Source organism: Caldanaerobacter subterraneus subsp. tengcongensis MB4 (assembly GCF_000007085.1).
GTDB classification, from domain to species: Bacteria; Bacillota; Thermoanaerobacteria; order Thermoanaerobacterales; family Thermoanaerobacteraceae; genus Thermoanaerobacter; species Thermoanaerobacter subterraneus.
The window spans coordinates 380,258-404,212 of sequence record NC_003869.1; the positions used below are offsets into that span (position 1 = coordinate 380,258).

Consider the following 23,955-nt stretch of genomic DNA (forward strand, 5'->3'; position numbering starts at 1 on the left):
ATGGAGAAGAGAATTTCACTGAATGGGAAGTGGCATTTTAAGGAGATTGGAACGGATGTATGGTATGAAGGGCAAGTTCCAGGGTGTGTTCAGCTGGATTTGATAAAGTTAGGAAAATTGCAAGACCCTTATTATAGAATGAATGAAATAGAGTTTCACAAGTTAGAAGACAAAGAATGGGTTTACAAAAAAGAATTTACATTAAGCACAGAGCATTTAAATGAATATGACGCAGTGAAGTTGGTGTTTGAAGGAGTGGATACTTTTGCAGATGTATACTTAAACGGCGTGTATCTCGGTAAAACGCAAAACATGTTCATACCTTATGAATTTGACATAAAGGGCGTAATAAGAGAAGGGATAAATATTTTAGAGGTTTACTTCAAATCTATAACAAAAACTGTAAAGTTGATGGAAAAGGTAAGTCCTGTCAAACTAGAATGGTCGGGAGACAGTGGAAGGCCTTATGTGAGGAAAGCCCAGTATTCATTTGGATGGGACTGGGGACCAAGAATTGTACAGGTGGGTCTTTGGAGAGGTGTATATATAAGATTAGTAAAACACGCAGAAATTAAGAATCCATACTTTTATACGGAAAAAATTGAAGATGATAAGGCTTATGTTGTAATAAGCGCAGATATTGAAAGATATGTACGTGGTGATTTTGAGGCGGAAGTAGAGCTTATTGAAAAAGATATATCTATTATCAAAACAAGAACTAAAGTTGAAAAGGACAGAATAGACCTGAGGATAAAAGTAGACAATCCTAAATTATGGTATCCCAATGGTTTAGGGGACCAGCATCTTTATGAAATAAAAATAAGGCTTTAGAAATATTAGATGAAAAAAGTTTTAGAAGTGGGATAAGAACGATTAGATTGATAAGGGAAAAAGATGAAGAAGGGGAAAGCTTCATTTTTGAAATAAACGGTGTAAGAGTCTTTGCAAAGGGAGCCAACTGGATACCAGCTGATAATTTATTGCCAAGGCTTAGCAGAAAAGATTATTACGAATATATAAGGCTTGCAAAAGAAGCAAATATGAACATGCTGAGAATATGGGGAGGAGGGATATACGAAGACGAGGCATTTTACGAAGCCTGCGATGAGATGGGAATAATGGTGTGGCAGGACTTCATGTACGCCTGCGCAGAGTATCCCGACCAGTTTGAATGGTTCCAGAAATTAGCAGAAGAAGAGGCTGAGAAAGTGATATTAAGCCTTAGAAATCATCCCTCTATTGTGCTTTGGTGCGGGAATAACGAGAATAATTGGGGATTTCATTCCTGGTGGAATAAGGGGGATCCAAAATACCTGGGCAATTACATTTACAAGGAGATACTGCCTAAAGTATGCGCAAAGCTGGACCCATCAAGGCCTTATTGGGTATCGAGCCCTTATGGAGGAGAAGACCCGAATAGCGAAGCAGAAGGGGATAGGCATCAGTGGAATGTATGGAGCGGATGGGTGGACTATGAAGAATATAGAAAAGACAGGGGCAGGTTCATAAGTGAATTTGGTTTTCAGGCGATGCCTGATTGGAGGACGGTTTTATCTTATACGGCGCCAGAAGAGAGGAAAATATTGAGCCCAGTCATGATTTCTCACAACAAAATGGTCGAGGGAATGGAAAGACTGGTAAGGTTTATGGTAGGCCGGTTGGGATTTCCCAAAGACCTTAAGAGCTTTGTCTATTTGACCCAGTTTAATCAAGCAGAGGCTATAAAGACAGGAGTGGAACACTGGAGGTTAAGAAAATTTAAAACAGCAGGTGCTCTTTACTGGCAGTTTGATGATTGCTGGCCTGTAGCCAGCTGGTCTGCAGTCGATTATTACAAGAGAAAAAAGGCTTTGTACTATTATTCCAAAAGATTTTATGCAGAAATTCTACCTTATGTAGAAGAGGAAGTTAATGGTGTAACAGTTTATGGAATAAGTGATTTGCCATACGAGAAAGAAGTAGAAGTTGTTGTAAAAGTTTTCAAATTAAATGGCGAAGAACTTGCAGAAAAAAAGCTAAAAGCTAGATTAATAGCAAATGATGTTACAAAAATAGCCCATTACAGTTTTGAAGATTTGAATATTGGATATAGAGTAAAAGAAATGCCTATAGCGATCCCAGGGTGTACGCTGCCGGTGGAGAAGAACGGGGAGTTATTGAATAGCGTTGTGTATGTAGAAATAATCACTGATGATACGGTTTATGAGAATTATAAAGTATTTGGCAAATTCAGAGATCTGGATTTAGCAAAGCCAAAAATCGATTATGAAGTAAGGGAGAATAAAATAATTTTAAGAACAGATGTTCCTGCTTTTGGAGTATTTATAGAAACGGAGCATTCCTGTAATGAATAAAAAATAAGGGAGAATGGACTTTGAAAAAATAAGTACCTCCTGATAAAATACAGAGTGTAAGTTTAAGAACTTACCTCGAATTATCAAAATAAACAGGAGGTACCTAAAATGAAGTATAAACAAAATGAAAAGATTTTGCAAGTAACGGGAGACACATTAATTGCGGGAGTAGACATAGCAAAAGAAAGCCATTATGCCAGAGCATTTGACTACAGAGGAGTAGAATATGGGAAATACCTGAGATTTGAAAACAATAGAGAAGGTATGACAAAATTTCTTAACTGGGCAAAAGACTTGATGGAGAGACATAAGAAAAACAAACTAATAGTAGGGATAGAACCGACAGGGCAATATTGGCTGTGTTTTGCCCAATACCTTAAAGACAATAACATAAAGGTAGTATTGGTTAATCCATTTCATGTAAAGATGAGCAAAGAATTAGATGACAATTCTCCCACAAAAAGCGATAAGAAAGACCCAAAAACAATAGCAATGCTAGTAAAAGACGGGAGATATGTAGAGCCGATAATACCTGAAGGAGTATATGCAGAATTAAGGGTAGCGATGGGCATAAAAGACAGGTTGAACAAACAAATAGGGATGACAAAAAATCAAATAACAAGATGGTTGGACATATACTTTCCAGAGTTTAACACCGTATTTTCAGACTGGGAAGGGAAAGCAGCACTTATCACATTAAGAGAATTTCCAACGCCTGAGAAGATAGCAAAAAAGAGTGCTGAAGAAATAATATCGATATGGAAGAAAGAAGTACAAAGAGGGGTAGGAGAAAAAAGGGCTATAAAGCTGATAGAAACTGCTAAGGAGAGCATAGGGAAGAAGCAGGGCATAAAGATGGCGGAATACGAGATAAAGACTCTCATTGAACAATACGAATTTTTAAAAAAACAAATTGAAGAAATAGAGAAGAAGATGGAAGAATTAATAGTTGAGATACCAGGGGTTAAAGAACTACTAGAAATCAAAGGGATAGGAGTAAACACAGTAGCAGGTTTTATTGCAGAAGTAGGAGATATTGAAAAATATGAACATCCAAAACAGATACAAAAACTAGGGGGATTAAACCTAATAGAAAATAGCTCTGGTAAGCATAAAGGAGAAACGACAATAAGTAAAAGAGGGAGGAAGCGATTGAGGAGTGTGCTATTTAATGCAGTAATGGCCTTGGTCGCAAAAAACGAAGAATTTCGTGAACTACACAAATATTACACCACCAGAGCGCAAAACCCGCTAAAAAAGAAGCAATCACTAATAGTATTGTGCAACAAACTGATAAGGATATTTTATGTCATATTAAAGAAAGGAGTAAAATATGACCCAATCAAGATGATGAAGGACATAAAGAGGCCAGGCTTACAGGAAGCTGCATAAAAAGTGCCAACATACTATCAAATCAATTAAGGGTTAATCATCTTCTCTTCAGCTTTAACTTAGTCACATCTAAAGAGCTGACCCTTAAGAAGAAATTGATTTTTATGAAAAGCGAAAGTGTGAACGATGTGACATAAAAGGTAAAAGAAGGAATAAGACAAAAACAACCAATCAAGAGATGGGATATTGACAACAAGAGCGGGAATTGTCATAAAAATAATCACCATACGGGCAAAGACCCTGCAATGGAGCAGAAATGACATCCACCTCATGGCAGGTAGAACGAAGGAATTAAGGACTAAGATCCAGTGAGACATGGGAGGGTAAACCCCATGAGATAAGTGGAGCTATCCCGCCATAATATGGAAATAGGATATGAGGTTTATTAAGCTTACCCATTTAATGGTTAGATAAGTAAGAAATGGTAATATAAGCCATGAGATGCTCTTGTTGTGATGAGAAAATTAAAGAAAAACTAAGATATTAAGAGAAAATAAAAGATAATAGAGGGAGGATGATATGGAGTTGTCAGATAATTGTTTAAATATGATGCCAGATAAAAAATATGAGGTAAGTTATTCAGGTAAGTTAAAAGAGATTAAAATTTTTGACATTACTCAGTTAATAGCAAATATATAAAAATTGTACCAAAAATCATTAAAGAATAGGAGTGATAGAATTGGTAAAATTTCCAAAAGATTTTACTTGGGGAGTAGCTACGTCATCATACCAAATAGAAGGAGCAGTAAATGAAGATGGAAGAACTCCTTCTATATGGGATACATTTTCCAAGACAGAAGGGAAAACATATCAAGGCCATACAGGAGATGTAGCTTGTGATCATTACCACAGATATAAAGAAGACGTACAGATAATGAAAGAAATAGGAGTTAAAGCCTATAGATTTTCCATAGCATGGCCAAGAATTTTCCCTGAAGAAGGCAAGTACAACCCGAAAGGAATGGACTTTTACAAGAGGCTGGTAGATGAACTGTTGAAAAGAGAGATAATACCGGTAGCGACAATTTATCATTGGGATTTGCCTCAATGGGCGTATGAAAAGAACGGAGGATGGCTAAATAGAGAGAGTGTGAAATGGTATGTAGAATATGCATCAAAGCTTTTTGAAGAATTAGGGGATGTGATACCTTTATGGATAACCCATAACGAGCCTTGGTGTTCATCAATATTAAGCTATGGGATAGGGGAGCATGCGCCAGGCCATAAGGATTGGAGAGAGGCCTTGATAGCAGCTCATCATATATTGCTTTCTCACGGAGAGGCCGTAAAAGTATTTAGGGACATGAATCTGAAAGGGGCGCAAATAGGTATAACGTTAAATCTGACACCTGCATATCCGGCGAGTGAAAAAGAAGAAGACAAATTAGCAGTCCAATATGCAGATGGATTTGCAAATAGGTGGTTTTTAGATCCAATATTTAAAGGCAATTATCCAGAGGATATGATGGAATTATATAGTAAAATAATTGGAGAATTTGATTTTATAAGAGAAGGAGATTTAGAGACCATAAGTGTTCCAATAGATTTTCTTGGAGTCAATTATTATACAAGGAGTATTGTAAAATACAACGAAGATTCCATGTTAAAAGCAGAGAATGTACCGGGGCCAGGTAAAAAGACAGAGATGGGATGGGAGATAAGCCCAGAGTCCTTGTATGACCTTTTAAAGAGGTTAGACAGAGAATACACGAAACTGCCTATGTACATTACGGAAAATGGAGTAGCATTTAAAGATGAAGTAACAGAAGATGGACGAGTGCATGATTATGAAAGAATAGAATACATAAAAGAACATCTGAAGGCAATAGCGAGGTTCATAGAAGAAGGCGGCAATTTGAAAGGATACTTTGTATGGTCTTTGTTAGATAATTTTGAATGGGCACATGGATATTCAAAGAGATTTGGAATAGTTTATGTGGATTATGAGACACAAAAAAGAATATTAAAAGATAGTGCATTTTGGTACAAAGGGGTAATAGAAAAAGGTGTAATCGAATGAATACAGCATCTATGAGGCAGGGTATAAATTGTTCTGCCTCTTTATTTCTAAGCAAATACCCTTAAATGGAGTGAGATGAGACTATGAATAAATGGTATGCTTTTACTGGTGTGCTTGTGATAATCATTATAATCATGTATTTAATTTTAAAAGATACTTCTTTAACTTTTAGCTGTTATGAGAGAGAAAAATTTCCGCATTTGATGGGGAATGCTTTAGTAAAAAAACCTTCAGTAGCGGGTAGGCTTAAGATTATAGAAAAAGATGGAAGAAAAATATTGGGGGACCAGTATGGCAATCCAATACAGCTAAGAGGAATGAGTACACACGGATTGCAGTGGTTTTCAGAGATTATTAATCATAATGCTTTTTCTGGATTGTCAAGAGATTGGGAATCAAACGTGATTAGACTTGCTATGTACGTTGGTGAAGGTGGTTATGCTACAAATCCAAGTGTTAAAGATAAGGTTATAGAAGGAATAAATTTAGCAATTCAAAATGATATGTATGTAATAGTTGACTGGCATGTTTTAAATCCGGGAGACCCTAATGCGGACATATACAGTGGCGCAAAAGATTTCTTCAAGGAAATAGCTACTAAATATCCAAATGACCTTCATATAATTTATGAATTAGCAAATGAGCCCAATCCAACCCCTCCAGGAGTGACAAATGATGTTGAGGGGTGGAAAAAAGTTAAAAACTATGCTGAACCGATAATTCAAATGCTGAGAGATATGGGGAACCAAAATATAATTATTGTAGGTTCTCCTAACTGGAGTCAACGCCCGGATTTAGCGGCAGAGGAACCAATAAATGATCCCAATGTAATGTATTCTGTACATTTTTATACAGGTACTCATAAAGTAGAAGAACACGGTAAGCCCGGATATGTTTTTGGCAATATGGCTAAAGCATTGGAAAAAGGTGTACCTATTTTTGTAAGTGAATGGGGTACCAGTGAAGCTAGTGGTGATGGAGGTCCATATTTAGATGAAGCAGATAAATGGCTTGAATTTTTAAATGCCAATAATATAAGCTGGATAAATTGGTCTTTGGCAAATAAGAATGAAGTTTCAGCAGCATTTTTAACATCTACTAATTTAAATCCTGGTGATGGTAAAGCATGGGCTGTAAATCAATTGAGTCTCTCAGGAGAATATGTAAGAGCAAGAATAAAAGGAATTCCCTATAAACCTATTTCTCGTGAGGCAAGAGGAAAGTAACTTTATCAAAAACTATAAAACTGAAGAGGTGACTAAAATGAGCAAAAATATTCTAGATATGCGGAATACAGTGCAAATAGGTATTGTAGTGAGGGATATTGAAGAATCTTTGCAAAATTACGCAGAATTTTTTGGGGTAGAAAAGCCTCAGTGGTTTTGGACAGATGATTACAGCAAAGCCCATACCAAATTTAATGGAAGACCTACAAAAGCAAGAGCCAAACTTGCATTTTTTGAGCTGGGGCCATTACAACTGGAATTGATAGAGCCTGATGAGAATCCGAGCACTTGGAGAGAGTTTCTCGATAAAAATGGGGAGGGAATTCATCACATAGCTTTCGTTGTAAAAGACATGGACAGAAAAGTAGAAGAACTTTATAGAAAAGGCATGAAAGTAATTCAAAAAGGGGATTTTGAAGGGGGAAGATACGCTTATATAGATACTTTGAGAGCATTGAAAGTCATGATTGAACTTTTAGAAAATTATTAAAGTGGAGCGCTATGCTCCACCTTTTATTTTTTTAACGATGTTATTCCCATTATAGCGAGGGAAATGAGTATTATTGTTCCACCTGGTGATAAATCGAAGTAAAAAGAGAGTATAATTCCAGCGAACACTGATATAAAGGAGAAGATAATCGAGTAGATTATGGCTTGTTTAAAGCTTTGAGCGATTTTTAAACTGGCGGCAGAGGGTGTGACCATTAAGCTCGACACCAAAAGCGCTCCTACAATTCTCATTGCTAGTGCTACTGTTAGAGCTACTAAAATTGTGAAGAGAAAGTTTATAGCTGACACAGGTAATCCTGATATTGTGGCAGCTTCTTCGTCAAAAGTGATGTACAAAAGTTCCTTGTAAAAAAGCGCTATAGTGAGAATGACTAAAAGGCCTAAGGTGGAAATTAACACAACATCTGTATATGTTACAGATACAATGCTACCAAAGAGGTAGTTCATTACATTGACTGCTCCGCCTCTTGCAAAATTTAAGAGTATTATCGCAACTGCCATTCCTGCAGATACAATTATAGCAATTGAAAGCTCAGAATACTGAAAATAGGTTTTTCTCAGTCCTTCTATTCCAAAGGCGGCTAGAAGGACTATGGCAATTGAGCCTACAGTAGGGTCAATGCCGGCCAAAATTCCAGCTGCTACTCCCGCTAAAGCCACATGAGACAGAGCATGCCCCATTTGGGAAAGCCTTCTTAGTACCAAGAAATTTCCCACTAAAGGGGCTATCACTGCTATTATAGCCCCTGCTATAAAAGCTCTCCTCATAAATTCGTAAGAAAAAATGTCAAACATGTTCTACACTCCCATTATTATTATGCTGATGCTTTACTTTCTTCACAGGATATTCGTAGAGGAAAGAAGTAAAGTCGTGCTTTTCTATATCGATAGCTTCGCATTTTTCGTTTATTTTGCCGTCAGTCATACATATGATTCTGTGGGCCTTGTTTGTTATAGCCATGATGTCGTGAGTCACCATGACAATTGTTATTCCTCTTTCTTTGTTGAGCTTTTCCAAAAGCTCGTAAAGAGCCTTTTCTGATTTAGCGTCAATTCCTGTTGTGGGTTCGTCTAGAAAAAGTATCTGCGGCTCAGATACTATGGACCTTGCTATGAAAACCCTCTGAAGCTGTCCTCCTGAAAGTCTCCCAATTAAGCGGCTTCTAAATTCAAACATGTCCACTATTTTTAAGGCTTCATACACTTTTTCCCAGTCTTCCTTTGAAAGCCTTTTAAATAACCCTTTCCTGGCGTAAAGGCCCATAGACACAACTTCCTCTACGCTTGCCGGAAAAGAAGAGTTAAAGGAAAAAGAACGCTGGGGAAGGTAGCTTATAAAGGAGCGGTCCTTTATGTTCTGGAGGTTTACACCTTCATACAGGACTTCCCCAGTGGAAGGCACGAGATTGCCTACCATTACTTTTACTAGGGTACTTTTCCCTGAGCCGTTAGGACCAATAATCCCTACAAACTCGCCTTTTTCAATTTTTAAAGAGACGTTGCGAAGGACCTGCCTTCCATCGTAAGCAAAATTTACATTTTTAACCTCGATATAACTCATTTTTCATCTACTCCAATCCTTTTTTTAGTTTTTCTAGATTTTCCTTCATGAGAGAGATAAAATCCGCATTTCTCTCCATATCCTCCTTGCTTAAAGTGCCTATTGTACTTATTCTCATTATCTGTGCTCCACTTTCCTTAGCTATGGTTTCCATTGGTTTTGCAGGTGCCATTCCTTCCACAAATACATATTTTATGCCCTCTTTTTTAATTAAGTCAACTAATTCACTTATCCTCGCAGGACTTGGCTCTGCCTCATCGCTCATCCCAACCAAGGGCTCCTGCTTTAATCCATAGTCTCTTGCTACATATGCAAAAGCGCTGTGGAAGAGGACGATGGTTTTTAATCTTGTCTTTGAAAGTTCTTCCCTGTATTGTTTATCAAGATTTTCAATTTCTGATTTTAGGTTTTGATAATTTTTTTCAAAATAATCTTTATTAGAAGGATCGATATCTACCAGAGCGCTTTTATATTTTTTATGATTATCAATGCTTCTTTAGGAGAAAGCCATGGATGCGGGTTTATGGCGTTTCCCTTTTTTATAGGCTCAATCCCCTTGGACACTTCAAAAAATTCAGTATTTGGCGCTGCTTCTTTTACTTTATTGATCCACGGGTCTTCCATCGTCATTCCCAAATATATTACCGCTTTTGCTTTTGCTATTTCTGTCATTTCTTTAGCGCTGGGTTCCCAACCGTGAGGGCTTTCATTAAAAGGTATTATGTTCTTTACGGTTAGTTTGTCTCCTGCTATTTTAGATGTCAGGTCATAAATTGGATAGAAGGAGGCATACACTAAAGGCTTGGATGTTTCACTTGGCTTTGCTGTGCAGGAGGCAAGGCTAAGTATTAGTGTAAAAGCGATTAAAATTGCTAAAAATTTCTTCATACTTTTTGTGGCCTCCCTTATCATTTTATTCATTTAGCGCCTTTTTTAAATTTTCTAGATTTTCTTTCATCAAAGCTATGTAGTCTTTATGTTGCTTTGCTTCTTCTTTCGTAAGCCCTTCAATAGGATTAAGGGATAAAACCCTGGCTCCAGTTTCTTTGGCTATAGTTTGGATAGGTTTAGGAGAAGTCAGGGGCTCTGTAAAAATGTATTTTATCTGTTTTTCCCTTATTATGTTTATAATTTCAGCCATTCTAGCAGGGCTTACTTCTGCTTCCTCATTTGCCCCTACTAATGCTTCTTCTTTTAAATTGTAATCTCTTGCGAGGTATTCAAAGGCGCTATGGTAGACTATAAACGTCTTGTGCTTTGTGTTTGACAGAGCATCAGTGTATTTCTTGTCTAACTCTTCCAAGGTATTTTTTAGGCTTTGATAATTTTGCTCAAAATAATCTTTGTACTCTGGGAAAGTCTGTTTTAAGGCATCATTTATATTTTTTGCCATTATTGAAGCTTCTTTTGGAGAAAGCCATATATGAGGATTTGGCTGATTCCCTTCCATTATAGGAGTGACTCCTTTGGATACTTCATAAAAGACTACATTTGGTGCATTAGGTTTGACCTTTTCTATCCATGAGTCCATTCCTAAGCCTAAATACAAAATAGCTTTTGCCTTTGTCATCTCAGCGACATCTTTTGTTGAGGGTTCCCAATCGTGAGGTTCAACTCCCGGAGGAATTATGGTTTTTACTTCTAGTTTATCTCCTGCTATTTTTAAGGTAAGGTCATAAATTGGATAAAAAGAAGCGTATACCAAAGGCTTAGATGAATTAGCAGTGGTGCTGCAAGAAACCAGTGTAAAAATCATTGAAGCTAAGACTAAAGCCATTACTAGTTTTTTCATATTTGAAAGCCTCCATTTCTCAGTTTGGATTTGACCTGCATTCTTTACAGTATCCTACAATTTCTATTTTGTGGTCTACGACTTCAAAATCCTTTATCTGGTCTATCAAAAGCTCAAGAGGGCATATTTCCATTTCAAATACTCTGCCGCATTTTAAACACCTCATTGTGTGATTGTGCAGGTGTTTTTTTGCCACGTACATAATATTATTTCCAATTATCGCCTCATTTAAAATATTCAAGTTCTTTAAAAGGCTTAAAGTCCTGTACACAGTGTCAATGCTCACCTGAGGGAAGACTTCTCTTACTTTTTCGTACACATCTTTTACAGACAAATAGCCCTGGTTGGAAAGCATTATGTCAAGTATTAATTCTCTCTGAGGCGTAAGCTTGTAATTATGTGCTTTTAATTTTTTTAAAGCTTCCTCTTTCTGCACTTTAATCACAACCTTTTATTAAATAAGAAAATTTTCTTAATTAAGATTATATTACGATTTAAAAGGTATGTCAATATCCAGATTCTTATTGAAATTTCAGTAAATGTTTTCTATAATAAAGAGAGGCGAAAAATTTTTTGAAAAGGTGATGGAATTGGAACAGTCAGAAGTGATAGAGAGAATAAGAAAGAATATAGAAAAAGTCATAATAGGGAAGAGTGAGGTAATAGACCTCATGCTGACAGCCTTGATAGCTTCAGGTCATGTTCTTTTAGAAGACGTACCGGGAGTAGGGAAGACTAGTTTAGCTAAGGCTTTGGCAAGGTCAATAGACTGCGATTTTAAAAGGGTGCAGTTTACTCCCGACCTTTTGCCAGGGGATTTGACAGGAATAAATGTTTTTAACCAGAAGATAGGCGATTTTGAGTTTAAAAAAGGTCCTATCTTTACAAATATTTTGCTGGCTGATGAGATAAACAGGGCAACCCCCAGGACTCAGTCCAGCCTTTTAGAGTGCATGGAAGAAAGACAGGTGACAGTAGACGGCGTGACATATAAACTCGATAGACCTTTTTTCGTTATAGCTACTCAAAATCCTATAGAAAGCTATGGTACTTTTCCTCTTCCTGAAGCTCAGATAGACAGGTTTTTGATGAAGGTAAAAATGGGTTATCCAAAGAGAGAAGAGGAGAAAAGGATAATCGAGGTTTTTGACAAGAAAAATCCTTTGGAAGAGTTAAAGCCTGTATGCACAAAAGAGGATGTGCTGAAAATGCAGGAAGAGTACAAAGAGGTGTATGTGGATAAAGACGTGTCGGAGTATATATTGGATATTGTAGAAAAAACGCGCAATATGGAGGAAATAGAACTAGGGGCAAGTCCCAGAGCTACTCTGTTTCTTTATAAGACCAGTCAAGCTTACGCTTACGTAAAAGGCCGTGATTTTGTGACACCAGACGATGTAAGGTATATAGCGCCTTTTGTTCTAGCTCACAGGATTATTTTAAAAGGTTCAGGGAAGCTAAGAGATATAAAGGCAGAAGAGGTTATAGGTAGAATTCTAGAGGAAGTACCTGTTCCTTTAGAAAAATAATTTACAGGTGGTTTTTAATATGAATGCCTTGTGGTTTATACTCGTCATAGTTGCCTTGGTGGCTTTGCAGTCAAATCTTTACAAAAAAAACATATTTAAAAATTTGATAATTGAGAGGGAATTTGAGAGAAAGGCAGTTTTTCCAGGCGAAAAAACTGCATTAAAACTTACCATACACAATAAGAAATTTTTCCCCATTACCTATCTCAAGTTGCAACAGAAAATACCCGTAGAGCTCAGCATGAAAAAATCTAAACTGGTGGAAAAACAGGATAAGGTCAAATACCTTCACAATACCGTTCTTTCAATGCTTCCTTTTCAAAAAGTGACGCGTAAGTTTGAGGTGGTGGCTACAAAAAGAGGCATATACAACCTTTTTGATGGTATAAAGGCTTTTTCAACAGATTTATTCGGGGCAGAAGAGTACGAAGTAGAGCTTCCAGCTCCTGCAAGACTTATCGTTTATCCCAGGCTAATTGATTTAAAAAGTTTTAGGCTTATCGCTAATTCTCTTTACGGGGATTTATTTGTGAGAAGGTGGATAATAGAAGATCCTGTCATAATAAGTGGAGTGAGAGATTACACGACTTCAGACAGCTTTAAGAGTATAAACTGGAAAGTCACTGCAAAGACTCAGAAACTTAAGGTTAACAAGTATGACTATACAGCTGATAAGAAAATAGTGCTCTTTTTTAACGTGGATTTTCACAGGTATGTGTTCAGGGTAGAAGAAATAGAAAAATTTGAGAGAGCGATAGAAGTGGCGGCGACTTTATCCGTTAATTTAATAAAAGAAGGGATTCCTGTGGGATTTTCTACGAATGCAATATGTCTTGCAGAAGGGGACTACACATTTGTGGAGCCTTCGGCAGGGGAGGGCCAGATTGCAAGGCTTTTAGAAATTTTTGCAGGCCTATCTTTTTTAAAAAAATACAGCGTAGAGGATATGGCAAGTTATCTTTCTAAAACTCTTTCATGGGGAACAGACCTTTTGGTTGTAACGCCTTTTGTGGATGAAGGGATGTTGTCTCTCGTAGAGAGGTTTTTTGGGGATAAGGATGTAATGCTTGTATACATGAGTTCAAAAGGAATTGAGAATGTTCCTCATAATGTAAAGCTCTTTTACTATAGTGAAGAGGGGAAAGAAATTGAAGTGGTGGGATAGGGAAAAGTTTGTTAAAATATTTGCGACAATTTTAGAAGGTTTTCTTGTCTTTTTAGTTTTTACTCTGCTAAACGGCCTTATCGTTCAGGAAAAGGCGGTGCCTTTTTTAGCCTTTTTTGTCTTCTCTTTTGTTTCGGGAATTGTGAATGCATTAGAGTATTGGGATATAAAACTTTATAGGACCTTTAATTTGGCTGTGGGTATTTTTTCAAGTCTTTTACTGAGCGTAAAAGTGAGTGAAAATTACTATCAGCTTGTGGCAGACTTTATTGTATTTTTGTTTTTGTGGTATAGAGGGGCGAAGATTAAAAGTACAATGGTAGAAGACGTAATGAATATAAAAATTTTTTACAGGAATTTAATGTGGCTCTTTTTCTTAAATTTATTTGCCTATTACCTCCCCCCACAGGAAATTGCCATGATACAAAAATACACGATTTTGTATATACTTTTGAGCATTTTTCTCCTCCTTGAGGTAAAGGCTTTGAAATATCACGACAGTGAAGGGAGAATTTCTCTATTTGAGTGGATAGGTTTTGGGCTGATATTGCTGGCCACTTTTACATTTTCTCTGCCTTCTGTGGCCCATGTTATTTACGAAATATACACTGTAATTGGAAAAATATTTGTCTTATTATCCACCTACCTTGCTTATGGGATGTTCTGGATACTTTCCAAAATTTTTAGCCTGATTCCTTTTGATAGGGAATTTTTTAAAAAGGCTATGGAAAGCTTTTATAAAGAAGGCAAAAATCCAGAGAACTTTTTACAGGAGGAAACGCCTCAGGATTATACCTGGCTTTCTAATTTACTGCACATGGCGGCTTTTCTGATTGCTTTAACTGTAATAGTTTTACTCATTATCCTCATAATAAGGGTTATAAGCAAAATTGAAGTAGAGAAACGGGAAAGAGATTTTGTAGAAGAGAAAGAGATTGATATAAATCTTAAGGATGCGCCCTTTGTTAAAAAATTTAGAGAGGCCAGAAACAGGATTTTGAAGGCGGCGGAAAAAATAAAGTTTTATAGGGATAACAGGGAAAAGGTTAGGTTTTATTACAAAAAACTTTTGATATCTCTTTATCAAAAGAAAGCCTTAGAAAGAGGGAATTATTCTGTAAAGGACGTATACGAGAAAGTTACGGCTTCTTTTGAAAATGTAAGGGAACCAATGGAAAGGGTAAGTCGACTTTATGAAAAGGTAAGGTATGGGAAATACTATCCTAAAAGGGAAGAAGTGGAGGAATTTATAAAAGAAATTGGAAAGGTGATGAAAGTTAAGGGTTGACTAAAAAGCTGAAAAGGTTTAAAATAAAAGTGTAAAATTGAATATTAAAGCCTTATGGTCCCATGATGGGTTAAAAGGGAAGACGGGTGAGAATCCCGCGCAGCCCCCGCTACTGTGAGGGAGGACGAAGCCCTAGTAAGCCACTGTCCGGCACTCAACTGAGCGCGTTAGTAAGGAGAAAAGAGGGAGAGAAATTGCGTTCAGTTGAGTGCCGGGTGGGAAGGCAGGGTGGAGGATGAGTCCCGAGCCAGGAGACCTGCCATAAGGTTTTAGAAGTTCGCCTTCGGAGGGAAGGTTGAACCTTTTTGAAGTTTTGTGCAAAAAGGTCTTCCTCTGAAGGGAAGGCCTTTTTTATATAAAATTTTTGAAAGGAGTTTTTTCTATGAAAAAAGGCTATGTGCAGGTATACACTGGGGACGGCAAGGGGAAGACTACTGCAGCTTTGGGACTTGCTTTCAGGGCAGTTGGAAGGGGCATGAAAGTTATAATGTTTCAATTTTTAAAAGGGATGGCTACAGGGGAGTTGAAATCGGCAGAACTTCTAAAGCCTAATTTTGAGATAAAAAGATTTGCAGAGTCTAAGAAATTTACATGGGATATGACAGAAGAAGAACTGCAAGAACTGAAGAGCAAGGTTAGAGAAGAGTATGAAGAGCTTCTTAGAATATTAAAAAGTGGAGAGTATGACATTGTGATTGTAGATGAGGCGATGGCAGCCATACACTCAGGACTTTTAAGTGTGGAAGATGTGTTGAGGTTGATAGAGGAAAAGCCAAAGAGTGTGGAACTAATTTTGACAGGAAGGAGTGCTCCTCAAGAAATCATAGAAAAGGCTGACCTTGTGACAGAGATGAAGGAGATAAAACATTATTACAAGAAAGGTGTTCCGGCGAGGGTGGGTATAGAGATTTGAGATTAATTGACTTACTCAAAAGTAAGAGTTAAAATGAAATTAAAACTGAATATAAAAAGCCTTATGGTCCCGTGATGGGTTAAAAGGGAAGACGGGTGAGAATCCCGCGCAGCCCCCGCTACTGTGAGGGAGGACGAAGCCCTAGTAAGCCACTGTCCGGCACTCAACTGAGCGCGTTAGTAAGGAGAAAAGAGGGAGAGAAATTGCGTTCAGTTGAGTGCCGGATGGGAAGGCAGGGTGGAGGATGAGTCCCGAGCCAGGAGACCTGCCATAAGGTTTTTAAAAGTTCGCCTTCGGAGGGAAGGTTGAACGGCCTTTGTGTGTTTTTAAGTGAAAAAGGTCTACCTCCGCAAGGGGTAGGCCTTTTTTGATAGATAAGACAAAATTTTTAGATAGGAGGGTACTTATGAAAAGATTCAAAGGGATAGTTGCGTTTCTTGTAATATTTGCTTTAGTATTTTCACTTGCTGCTTGTTCTACTCAAAATGCTACAAAGCCCCAGGAAACAGCGAAACCAGCCGAAGAGGTAAAGACACAGTTTCCGCTGAAAATTACAGACTTTCTTGGCAGAGAAGTGACGATTGAAAAGCAACCAGAGAGAATTGTATCTTTGGTGCCTTCAGTCACAGAGCTTCTGTTTGCAATAGGGGCAGGGAGCAAAGTAGTTGGAGTTACTGATTTTGACAATTATCCTCCAGAAGTGAAGGACATACCCAAAGTGGGAGGTTTTAAAGGACCCAACATAGAGGCGATAACGGCTCAAAAGCCTGACATAATATTTGCTTCCAGATTATCAGGGAAAGAACAGATGGAATCTTTGGAGAAGATGGGTATACCAGTTGTGGTTTTAGATGCACAAAACTTTGACCAGATATATCAATCAATAGAACTTCTTGGTAAAATAACAGGAAATGAGAAGAAGGCAGAAAAAGTCATAAACGATATGAAGAATAAAATAAAAGAGATAAGCGATAAGGTAAAAGACCTTCCAAAAGTAAAAGTATTTTACCTGGTCTCTCTTGATGGCAACTGGACTGCAGGAAAAGGCACTTTCATAGACGAGATTATAAACCTCGCAGGTGGAGAAAATGTGGCATCCGATGTGAACGGATGGGCTCAGTACAGCATTGAAGAGCTGGTGAAGAAAAACCCTGATGTCATAATAACATCACCTCATGCTGGAGATGTGAAGGACCTTAAAAATATGGCTGGATACAAGGACACAAATGCCGTGAAAAATGACAAGGTATTTGTGGTGTCCAATGACGACATAATTGTAAGAGGAACAAATAGGATTGTATTAGGGCTTGAAGAAGTAGCAAAATTCTTACATCCGGAGGCATTTAAATAAAGTGAAGGCTAAGAGAGGTTTTTACTTTACATCAGCATTTTTACTCCTTCTTTTGATAATGGCTCTTTCAATTTCTGCAGGGGCGGTGCACATCCCCCTGCAGGAAATACTAAATGTGCTTTTGGGGAAAGGGGATGAAGTCAACAGGCGCATTATACTTACATTAAGGCTTCCAAGAGTTATAGAATCAGCTCTTGTGGGCATGGGACTATCTGTTGTGGGAGCTTTTTTCCAGGGGCTTTTGAGAAATCCCATGGCAGACCCTTATGTTTTGGGTATATCTTCAGGTGCAGCTTTTGGAGCTACAATTGCCATAATAATGGGTTTAGGCATATTTGGCTTAAGCTCTATGGCTTTCATAACAGCCCTTTTGACAATATTTTTTGTGTACACTGTGTCAAGGACGGGTTCCAGGCTTTCAATGACCACAATGCTTCTGGCTGGAATTGCCATAAGCGCTTTTATGTCTGCCATAATCTCTTTGCTCATGCTTTTAAACCATGACCAGTTTTCACGGATTGTTTTCTGGACTATGGGGGGTTTTGGCCTTGTGAGCTGGCCACAGGTTATCTACTCTTCGCCTTTAATACTCATAGGTTCTTTTGTTATGTACGCATTTTCAAGGGATGTAAATGTCATTTTAACAGGGGAAGAATCTGCAGAGCATTTAGGTGTAAATGCGGAGCTTGTCAAGAAAATTATACTTATCTTGGGGTCATTGGTGACAGCTTCTTGTGTCTCTGTTGGAGGAATTATAGGCTTTGTAGGGCTTATAGTTCCACATATTTCAAGGTTTATTGTAGGACCTGACAACAGAGTTCTGGTTCCCTTTAGTGCTCTTTTTGGCGCTTCTTTTCTCACCTTTGCAGACCTTTTGGCGAGAGTGATTTTAAAGCCTGTAGAGATGCCAATAGGGATAATTACGGCGACTTTTGGAGGGCCCTTTTTCCTGTATCTCCTTGTAAGGAGCAAGCAAAAAAATGAAGGAATGTGATATTATGTCTATTTTAGAAGTGAAAGACCTCTATTTCTCTTATGGGCAGAAGCGGGTATTGAAAGGGATAAATTTAAAAGTGGACAAAAGTGAAATGATAGGGATAATAGGAGCGAATGGGAGTGGAAAGACCACTCTTTTAAGAAATATTTCAGGATATCTTAAGCCTGACAAGGGGAGTGTGCTAATATTTGGGAAAAACATACGAAGCTTAAGTGTGAAGGAAAGGGCAAAGCTTATAGGATATGTGCCACAGGATATAATATACGATTTTGAGTTTACATGTTATGACATAGTGATGATGGGGAGGATTCCCTACCTTAGAAGATTTCAGTCAGAAGGAAAAGAAGACAAAGAAATTGTGAGAGAAGCAATGGAAATGACAAACACGTGGCAGTTCAAAGATAAGCCAGTGAGGGAGCTTTCCGGAGGAGAAAGGCAGAGAGTGTATATAGCAAGGGCTTTAGCGCAGAGGCCGAAGATTTTGCTCATGGATGAACCGGTCTCCCATCTTGACATAAAGTACCAGATAGAAGTTTTGTCAATTGCAAAAGAATTGAGCTTAAACGGCATACTTGTAATATCCGTACTGCATGATGTTAATTTGGCATCTCAGTTTTGTGACGAAATCGTCATAATGAGGGAAGGTACTATAATGGCAAAAGGGGAGCCTAAAAAGGTGCTTACCTTTGAAAATATAAAACTGGCATTTTCAATAGATGTTCAGATATTTGAAGACCCGATTACCAGAACCCCTTACATCATACCTTCTTTAAATGGAAAGGAGAAGCTGAAAGTTGTGTAGAGTTTTCATGATAGCTGGAACCCATTCGGGGGCAGGCAAGACTACTTTAAGTCTTGGGATCATGGGCGTTCTTTCAAAGAAGTATAATGTTAGGCCTTTCAAAGTTGGACCTGACTATATAGATACTGCCTACCACAGGTATGTGACAAGGAATTTTTCAGTGAATCTCGACCTTTTTATGCTGGGAGAGGAGAATCTCAAAAATTTGTTTTATAAAAATGCATCACGTGCGGATGTTTCAATAATAGAAGGGGTCATGGGGCTTTACGACGGGATAGATACGACATCAAGAGGAAGCAGTGCCCACATAGCAAAGCTTGTAAATGTGCCTGTTGTGCTCGTGGTGGATGCTTCTTCTATGGCAGCTAGTGTCTCGGCTTTAATAATGGGATATATCTATTACGACAAAGATGTAGACATAAGAGGAGTTATTCTGAATAAAGTTGGAAGTGAAAGGCACTACACCCTCTTAAAAGAGGTTATAGAGAGGGATTTGAATATTGAAGTTTTTGGTTATCTTCCTAAAGATGTGGAACTTGAGCTTCCTGAAAGGCATTTAGGACTTTTACCTGTATATGAGACAGAAAATTTAGATAAAAAATTGGAAAAATTATATGGCTATATTGAAAATTGCATTGATGTGGAAAAATTGATGAATTTGACAGTTAAGCCGCCTGATTTTATTGAAAAGGAAGATAGAGTCCTGAAAGAGAAAAAGGTAAAAATAGCTTATGCTTATGACGAGGCTTTTAACTTTTACTACAAAGAAAGTCTTGAAACCTTAGAGGAAATGGGGGCACATCTTATTCCTTTCAGCCCTCTTGATGATGAAAGACTTCCAGAAGGAACTGAGGGACTTTACATTGGGGGTGGGTTTCCAGAGGTTTTTGCGAAAAGGCTCAGTGAAAATGAGAGTATGTTGAGAGAAATAAAAGAAGCTGTTGAAAAAGGCATGCCTGTTTACGCTGAATGCGGGGGACTTATGTATCTTTCAAAAGGCATAAGGGATTTAGAGGGGAATAGATACAGCATGGTGGGAGTTTACGACTTTGAAGTAGTGATGACAAAAAAATTGCAGAGGTTTGGATATGTGGAAGCTGAAATTACCATGGATAATGTGCTCTTCAAAAAAGGTGAAAGGATAAAGGGACATGAGTTTCACTATTCTCGCATAGAAGGTTTTTCACAAAATGCCTCTTATATTGTGAATAGACCGGGCAAGGAAGAGAAGTGGGAATGTGGATTTGTGCATAAAAACTGTCTCGCAAGTTTTGTTCACATAAACTTATACACATACAAAGAAGGAGTGAAGAGATTTTTAGACAGGTGTTCATCTTTTGGGAGGAAATAGTATGGCGTTGAAACTTATGATACAGGGTACGGCCTCTTCAGTGGGTAAAAGCCTTATTGTCACAGCTTTGTGCAGGATATTCAAACAGGATGGACTTAAAGTTGCGCCTTTCAAATCTCAAAATATGGCTTTGAACTCCTATATTACAGAAGAAGGGCTGGAAATAGGGAGAGCTCAGGCTGTTCAGGCAGAAGCGGCAGGAATAAAGCCTTCCTATCACATGAATCCAATACTTCTAAAGCCTAGCTCTGACAAGAAAAGCCAGGTTGTCTTAAGAGGAAGAGTCTATGAAAACATGAGTGCAGAAGAATACTTTAAGTTCAGACCCAAGCTTTTGGAACTCATAAAAGAGGACTTTGATTTTCTTGCCAAAAGAAATGACGTGGTGGTCATAGAAGGAGCAGGAAGTCCTGCAGAGATAAACTTAAAAGAGAAGGATATTGTCAACATGGGCTTGGCAGAGCTGGTAAATGCGCCAGTGCTACTTGTTGGCGACATAGATAGAGGAGGAGTGTTTGCTTCAATTGCCGGCACAATGCTTCTTCTCGATGAAAAAGAAAGAAATCGCGTAGAAGGAGTTATAATAAACAAATTCAGGGGAGATATAGAAATATTAAAGCCGGGGCTTAAAATGCTTGAAAATATAATACAAAAAGAAGTGCTAGGAGTTATACCCTATATGGATGTGCACATTGATGAAGAAGACGGGGCTACTGACAGATTTTATACAAAATGTGCCCAGGGAGAAGTGGATGTAGCTATAATAAACCTTCCTCACATATCCAATTTTACTGATTTTGACCCTCTTACAAAAGTTCCAGGTGTAAAGATAAAGTATGTGAACAAAGGAGAAAGAATAGGAGATTGCGATGTTTTGATAATACCGGGAACCAAAAACACGATAGGGGATTTAAAAGTTTTAAAAGACTACGGCTTAGATAAAGAAATTTTAAACTTAAGAGAAAAAGGGAAATTCATAGTCGGAATATGTGGTGGATTTCAGATGCTTGGAAAAGTAATAAAAGACCCCTATCACATAGAGAGCGATACAGAGGAAATGGAAGGGTTGGGACTTCTTAGTATAGAGACAGTGATTGAGCGTGAAAAAACCACCTCAGAGACTAAAGCGTTCTTGGGAGAAGAACTGCCGGATACTCTTTCATCTTTGAAAGGACTTTTTGTGACAGGATACGAGATACACATGGGAGAAAGCTACATTTTGGGAAAAGGGAAGCACTTTTCTATTGTCGTGGAAAGGAATAAAGAAAAAGTAAAAGTACTGGATGGAGCGGTTAGTGAAGATGGTAGAGTATTCGGGACGTATATTCACGGCATTTTTGAAAACAGCCTTTTTACGAAGGAATTTATAAACATTGTAAGGAAAGAAAAAGGGCTTACTCCTTTAGAGGAGGTCATCAATTACAGAGAATTTAGAGAAAAAGAATATGACAGGCTTGCAAATATTGTGAGAAACTCCCTTGACATGGAAAGGATATACCAGATAATGGAGAGGTATAGAGACAAATGAAAGTTTTTCTGGCATATATTCTCGATTTGATTTTAGGAGACCCTGAGGGTTATCCTCATCCTGTAAGGCTGATAGGATCTCTTATATCAAAAGAAGAAAGAATAATAAGAAAATACGCAAAAGGTGAAAGAGCTTTAAAAATTGCAGGATTTGTCATGTGTTTTTTGACAATTGCTACAGTATATTTTACCACTTACTTTGCCCTTTATTTAGCGGGAATTATAAATCGTTACTTCCAATACTTGCTCGAAGTAGTATTTATCTATACGACTCTTGCGACAAAAGACCTGGCAAAAGCGGCTTACAGAGTTTTTAAACCTTTAGAAGAGAAAGATTTAGAAACTGCTCGGAAAAAACTTTCTCTCATAGTGAGCAGGGATACTGAAAAATTAGAGGAAAAAGACATAATAAGAGGAGTTTTGGAGACAGTTTCAGAAAATATCTCAGACGGAATAATAGCTCCGATGTTTTACGCATTTTTAGGAGGAGCCCCTCTTGCAATGCTTTATAAAGCTGCAAGTACCCTGGATTCTATGGTGGGATATAAAAATGAAAAGTACAAAGACCTAGGCTTTGCTTCTGCTAAATTAGATGATATTTTGAACTTCATACCTGCGAGAATAACAGGGGTTTTAATAGTAGTCTCTTCCTTTTTACTGGGTTATGACTACAAAAACAGTTTCAGGATTTTTATGAGGGATAGGTTAAAGCACGAAAGTCCCAATAGCGCCCATGGGGAAGCTGCTTTGGCTGGAGCGCTGGGTGTAGAGCTGGGAGGGATAAATTACTATTTTGGAAAGCCTGTTATAAAGCCCAGGTTAGGAGACAAAAAAGTTGATTTATCTTTAAAACACATAAAAGACAGCGTAAAAATAATGTATATGACCTCTTTTATAGGGTTAATCGTATTTTATCTACTCGAAAATTTCTTTAAAAAATTAATTTGAGAGGGGAGATTTGAATGAAAGAAAAAGAGGTATCTTTAGGGAATGTGAAGACTCTCACTTTAGTTGCCATGTTAATAGCTCTGTCAGCTGTAGGGGCTTTGATTAAAATCTTTAACACGGTCGCCTTTGATTCAATGCCTGGATATTTTGCGGCTTTGTATCTGGGAAGCTTGTACGGAGCTATTGTTATAGCTTTGGGACATCTTTTAACTGCGGTTACATCCGGGTTCCCTCTGGGAGTTTTAAATCACCTCTACATAGCATTGCAGATGGCTGTATACGCTTATCTCTTCCGTGTCTTTTACAAGAAATTTAATGTTTATGTAGCTATAGTTCTCACAACCCTCCTGAACGGTCCACTAGCTACGCTGCTCTTTGTTCCAATGTTTGGATGGGGATTTTTTATAACATGGGTATTTCCGCTGACAATTGCCTCCTTTATAAACATATCCCTTGCGGCTTTAATATATAAAATACTTTCAAAGAAGGAGCAATGAGAAGTGATAGAGAGATACAGGGATTTGGTGATAATCTATGAGAAAGATGTGGCTTTTGTCGTATCCTGTGATAGCGTTGGAGCTATAGGGAGTAAGGAAAATGACATCTTGAAAGTTGATGAAGAAATTGTGGGGAGGACTACACTAAAAGTTGCTCTCTCGGAATTGCTATCTGTGGGTGCAACACCTCTTGTAGTTTCTGATACGCTTTCTGTTGAAATGTACCCGACAGGCGAGAAAATTTTAAAAGGCATAAAGAAAGAGCTTGAGGAAAATGGCTTGGAGGTAGTTTTGACAGGCAGTACAGAAGAGAACTTTCCTACCTCCATGACGGGAATAGGAATTACAGCTGTTGGGAGGGCAAGGAAAGAGGATTTAAAAATAAAAAAAGCGAGAAAAGGAATGCATGTAGTTCTTATAGGATATCCAAGGGTTGGAAGTGAAGTTCTAGGCGCAGAAGATGTAATGACTCTAAAGGACTATATAAAAATTTCTCAGACAAAAGAAGTAGTGGAAGCCATACCTGTTGGTTCTAAAGGAATAGCCTATGAACTTGGAGTTTTAGAGGACCTTTATGGATTCAGAATCAAGGAAGACGATGGGCTTAATATTGACCTTTTTAAATCGGCAGGACCCGCCACCTGCTGCCTTGTAGTTTACAGAGAAGAAGATACAGACTTTATAAAGGCTATAACAGACAAGCCTTTTACGCATGTAGGCATCATAGAGTGA

At 38.0% G+C, this 23,955-nt stretch carries 21 protein-coding genes, 2 pseudogenes and 2 riboswitches; of the genes and pseudogenes, 18 read left to right on the top strand and 5 right to left on the bottom strand.

Going from position 1 to position 23,955, the window contains the following annotated elements:
• The 6 genes and pseudogenes from TTE_RS14115 to TTE_RS01730 all read left to right on the top strand — a co-directional run bounded on the left by TTE_RS14115 (position 1) and on the right by TTE_RS01730 (position 7,482).
• A complete protein-coding gene (locus TTE_RS14115) occupies positions 1–831 on the top strand; it encodes a glycosyl hydrolase 2 galactose-binding domain-containing protein (protein ID WP_226990151.1) in 831 nt (276 codons plus the stop codon).
• A gap of 47 nt (positions 832–878) precedes the next feature.
• A complete protein-coding gene (locus TTE_RS14120; protein WP_226990152.1) occupies positions 879–2,354 on the top strand; it encodes a glycoside hydrolase family 2 TIM barrel-domain containing protein in 1,476 nt (491 codons plus the stop codon).
• 108 nt (positions 2,355–2,462) lie between these two features.
• On the top strand, positions 2,463–3,746 hold the full coding sequence (locus TTE_RS01715; RefSeq protein ID WP_011024548.1) for an IS110 family transposase: 1,284 nt from the start codon (positions 2,463–2,465) through the stop codon (positions 3,744–3,746).
• A 679-nt stretch (positions 3,747–4,425) separates the two neighbouring features.
• Positions 4,426–5,766, top strand: a complete 1,341-nt coding sequence (locus TTE_RS01720) for a GH1 family beta-glucosidase (RefSeq protein ID WP_041587093.1) — start codon at positions 4,426–4,428, stop codon at positions 5,764–5,766.
• Positions 5,767–5,900: 134 nt separating this feature from the next.
• Positions 5,901–6,989 (top strand): annotated as a pseudogene (locus tag TTE_RS01725) (cellulase family glycosylhydrolase); the annotation flags it as partial.
• A gap of 40 nt (positions 6,990–7,029) precedes the next feature.
• Positions 7,030–7,482: a VOC family protein gene (locus TTE_RS01730; protein WP_011024809.1), complete on the top strand. Its 453-nt coding sequence runs from the start codon at positions 7,030–7,032 to the stop codon at positions 7,480–7,482.
• Between the two features lie 23 nt (positions 7,483–7,505).
• On the opposite strand, the gene TTE_RS01735 is transcribed toward TTE_RS01730, so the two are convergent.
• From TTE_RS01735 to TTE_RS01760, 5 genes and pseudogenes are all read right to left on the bottom strand, one after another.
• Positions 7,506–8,297 (bottom strand): metal ABC transporter permease, encoded by a 792-nt coding sequence (locus tag TTE_RS01735; protein WP_011024810.1) that lies wholly within the window; start codon positions 8,295–8,297, stop codon positions 7,506–7,508.
• Positions 8,290–9,063: a metal ABC transporter ATP-binding protein gene (locus tag TTE_RS01740; protein WP_009610064.1), complete on the bottom strand. Its 774-nt coding sequence runs from the start codon at positions 9,061–9,063 to the stop codon at positions 8,290–8,292. Before TTE_RS01740 ends, TTE_RS01735 begins: the two co-directional genes overlap by 8 nt.
• 7 nt (positions 9,064–9,070) lie before the next feature.
• Positions 9,071–9,951 (bottom strand): annotated as a pseudogene (locus TTE_RS13400) (metal ABC transporter solute-binding protein, Zn/Mn family).
• A gap of 25 nt (positions 9,952–9,976) precedes the next feature.
• Complete coding sequence (locus tag TTE_RS01755) at positions 9,977–10,855, bottom strand: metal ABC transporter substrate-binding protein (protein WP_011024811.1); 879 nt, start codon at positions 10,853–10,855, stop codon at positions 9,977–9,979.
• Positions 10,856–10,874: 19 nt separating this feature from the next.
• Positions 10,875–11,291, bottom strand: coding sequence for a Fur family transcriptional regulator (locus tag TTE_RS01760; protein WP_011024812.1), 417 nt, complete (start codon positions 11,289–11,291; stop codon positions 10,875–10,877).
• Positions 11,292–11,439: 148 nt separating this feature from the next.
• On the opposite strand from TTE_RS01760, the gene TTE_RS01765 reads away from it, so the two are divergent.
• The 12 genes from TTE_RS01765 to TTE_RS01820 all read left to right on the top strand — a co-directional run bounded on the left by TTE_RS01765 (position 11,440) and on the right by TTE_RS01820 (position 23,955).
• Positions 11,440–12,384, top strand: a complete 945-nt coding sequence (locus TTE_RS01765; protein WP_011024813.1) for an AAA family ATPase — start codon at positions 11,440–11,442, stop codon at positions 12,382–12,384.
• A gap of 19 nt (positions 12,385–12,403) precedes the next feature.
• Entirely contained in the window at positions 12,404–13,549 is a 1,146-nt protein-coding gene (locus TTE_RS01770) for a DUF58 domain-containing protein (RefSeq protein ID WP_011024814.1), read from the top strand.
• Positions 13,533–14,837 carry a hypothetical protein gene (locus tag TTE_RS01775; RefSeq protein WP_041587096.1) on the top strand — a complete coding sequence of 435 codons (1,305 nt, stop codon included), beginning with the start codon at positions 13,533–13,535 and terminating at the stop codon, positions 14,835–14,837. Before TTE_RS01770 ends, TTE_RS01775 begins: the two co-directional genes overlap by 17 nt.
• A 38-nt stretch (positions 14,838–14,875) precedes the next feature.
• A riboswitch (cobalamin riboswitch) is annotated at positions 14,876–15,116 on the top strand.
• Positions 15,117–15,219: 103 nt separating this feature from the next.
• The gene (cobO, locus tag TTE_RS01780) at positions 15,220–15,750 is read left to right on the top strand and encodes a cob(I)yrinic acid a,c-diamide adenosyltransferase (protein WP_011024816.1); all 531 of its coding nucleotides are present in this window, start codon (positions 15,220–15,222) and stop codon (positions 15,748–15,750) included.
• Between the two features lie 47 nt (positions 15,751–15,797).
• Positions 15,798–16,038: riboswitch (cobalamin riboswitch) on the top strand.
• 118 nt (positions 16,039–16,156) lie between these two features.
• Positions 16,157–17,101, top strand: a complete 945-nt coding sequence (locus tag TTE_RS01785) for an ABC transporter substrate-binding protein (RefSeq protein ID WP_041587097.1) — start codon at positions 16,157–16,159, stop codon at positions 17,099–17,101.
• Between the two features lies 1 nt (position 17,102).
• Positions 17,103–18,095 carry a FecCD family ABC transporter permease gene (locus TTE_RS01790; RefSeq protein ID WP_011024818.1) on the top strand — a complete coding sequence of 331 codons (993 nt, stop codon included), beginning with the start codon at positions 17,103–17,105 and terminating at the stop codon, positions 18,093–18,095.
• A gap of 4 nt (positions 18,096–18,099) precedes the next feature.
• Positions 18,100–18,900, top strand: coding sequence for an ABC transporter ATP-binding protein (locus TTE_RS01795; RefSeq protein WP_041587267.1), 801 nt, complete (start codon positions 18,100–18,102; stop codon positions 18,898–18,900).
• Positions 18,893–20,251: a cobyrinate a,c-diamide synthase gene (locus TTE_RS01800; protein WP_011024819.1), complete on the top strand. Its 1,359-nt coding sequence runs from the start codon at positions 18,893–18,895 to the stop codon at positions 20,249–20,251. Before TTE_RS01795 ends, TTE_RS01800 begins: the two co-directional genes overlap by 8 nt.
• Position 20,252: 1 nt before the next feature.
• Positions 20,253–21,779, top strand: a complete 1,527-nt coding sequence (locus TTE_RS01805; protein ID WP_011024820.1) for a cobyric acid synthase — start codon at positions 20,253–20,255, stop codon at positions 21,777–21,779.
• On the top strand, positions 21,776–22,726 hold the full coding sequence (cbiB, locus tag TTE_RS01810) for an adenosylcobinamide-phosphate synthase CbiB (protein WP_011024821.1): 951 nt from the start codon (positions 21,776–21,778) through the stop codon (positions 22,724–22,726). Before TTE_RS01805 ends, cbiB begins: the two co-directional genes overlap by 4 nt.
• 14 nt (positions 22,727–22,740) lie before the next feature.
• Positions 22,741–23,223 (top strand): ECF transporter S component, encoded by a 483-nt coding sequence (locus TTE_RS01815; protein WP_011024822.1) that lies wholly within the window; start codon positions 22,741–22,743, stop codon positions 23,221–23,223.
• Positions 23,224–23,226: 3 nt separating this feature from the next.
• Positions 23,227–23,955, top strand: coding sequence for an AIR synthase related protein (locus tag TTE_RS01820; protein WP_011024823.1), 729 nt, complete (start codon positions 23,227–23,229; stop codon positions 23,953–23,955).

What these genes read in the sequence shown, in the direction of transcription:
- cobO (WP_011024816.1), top strand. Translation starts at nt 15,220, where the DNA reads ATGAAAAAAGGCTATGTGCAGGTATACACTGGGGACGGCAAGGGGAAG.
- TTE_RS14115 (WP_226990151.1), top strand. Translation starts at nt 1, where the DNA reads ATGGAGAAGAGAATTTCACTGAATGGGAAGTGGCATTTTAAGGAGATT.
- TTE_RS01785 (WP_041587097.1), top strand. Translation starts at nt 16,157, where the DNA reads ATGAAAAGATTCAAAGGGATAGTTGCGTTTCTTGTAATATTTGCTTTA.
- TTE_RS01805 (WP_011024820.1), top strand. Translation starts at nt 20,253, where the DNA reads ATGGCGTTGAAACTTATGATACAGGGTACGGCCTCTTCAGTGGGTAAA.
- TTE_RS01715 (WP_011024548.1), top strand. Translation starts at nt 2,463, where the DNA reads ATGAAGTATAAACAAAATGAAAAGATTTTGCAAGTAACGGGAGACACA.
- TTE_RS01765 (WP_011024813.1), top strand. Translation starts at nt 11,440, where the DNA reads ATGGAATTGGAACAGTCAGAAGTGATAGAGAGAATAAGAAAGAATATA.
- TTE_RS01730 (WP_011024809.1), top strand. Translation starts at nt 7,030, where the DNA reads ATGAGCAAAAATATTCTAGATATGCGGAATACAGTGCAAATAGGTATT.
- TTE_RS01770 (WP_011024814.1), top strand. Translation starts at nt 12,404, where the DNA reads ATGAATGCCTTGTGGTTTATACTCGTCATAGTTGCCTTGGTGGCTTTG.
- cbiB (WP_011024821.1), top strand. Translation starts at nt 21,776, where the DNA reads ATGAAAGTTTTTCTGGCATATATTCTCGATTTGATTTTAGGAGACCCT.
- TTE_RS01815 (WP_011024822.1), top strand. Translation starts at nt 22,741, where the DNA reads ATGAAAGAAAAAGAGGTATCTTTAGGGAATGTGAAGACTCTCACTTTA.
- TTE_RS01755 (WP_011024811.1), bottom strand. Translation starts at nt 10,855, where the DNA reads ATGAAAAAACTAGTAATGGCTTTAGTCTTAGCTTCAATGATTTTTACA.
- TTE_RS01795 (WP_041587267.1), top strand. Translation starts at nt 18,100, where the DNA reads ATGTCTATTTTAGAAGTGAAAGACCTCTATTTCTCTTATGGGCAGAAG.
- TTE_RS01735 (WP_011024810.1), bottom strand. Translation starts at nt 8,297, where the DNA reads ATGTTTGACATTTTTTCTTACGAATTTATGAGGAGAGCTTTTATAGCA.
- TTE_RS01740 (WP_009610064.1), bottom strand. Translation starts at nt 9,063, where the DNA reads ATGAGTTATATCGAGGTTAAAAATGTAAATTTTGCTTACGATGGAAGG.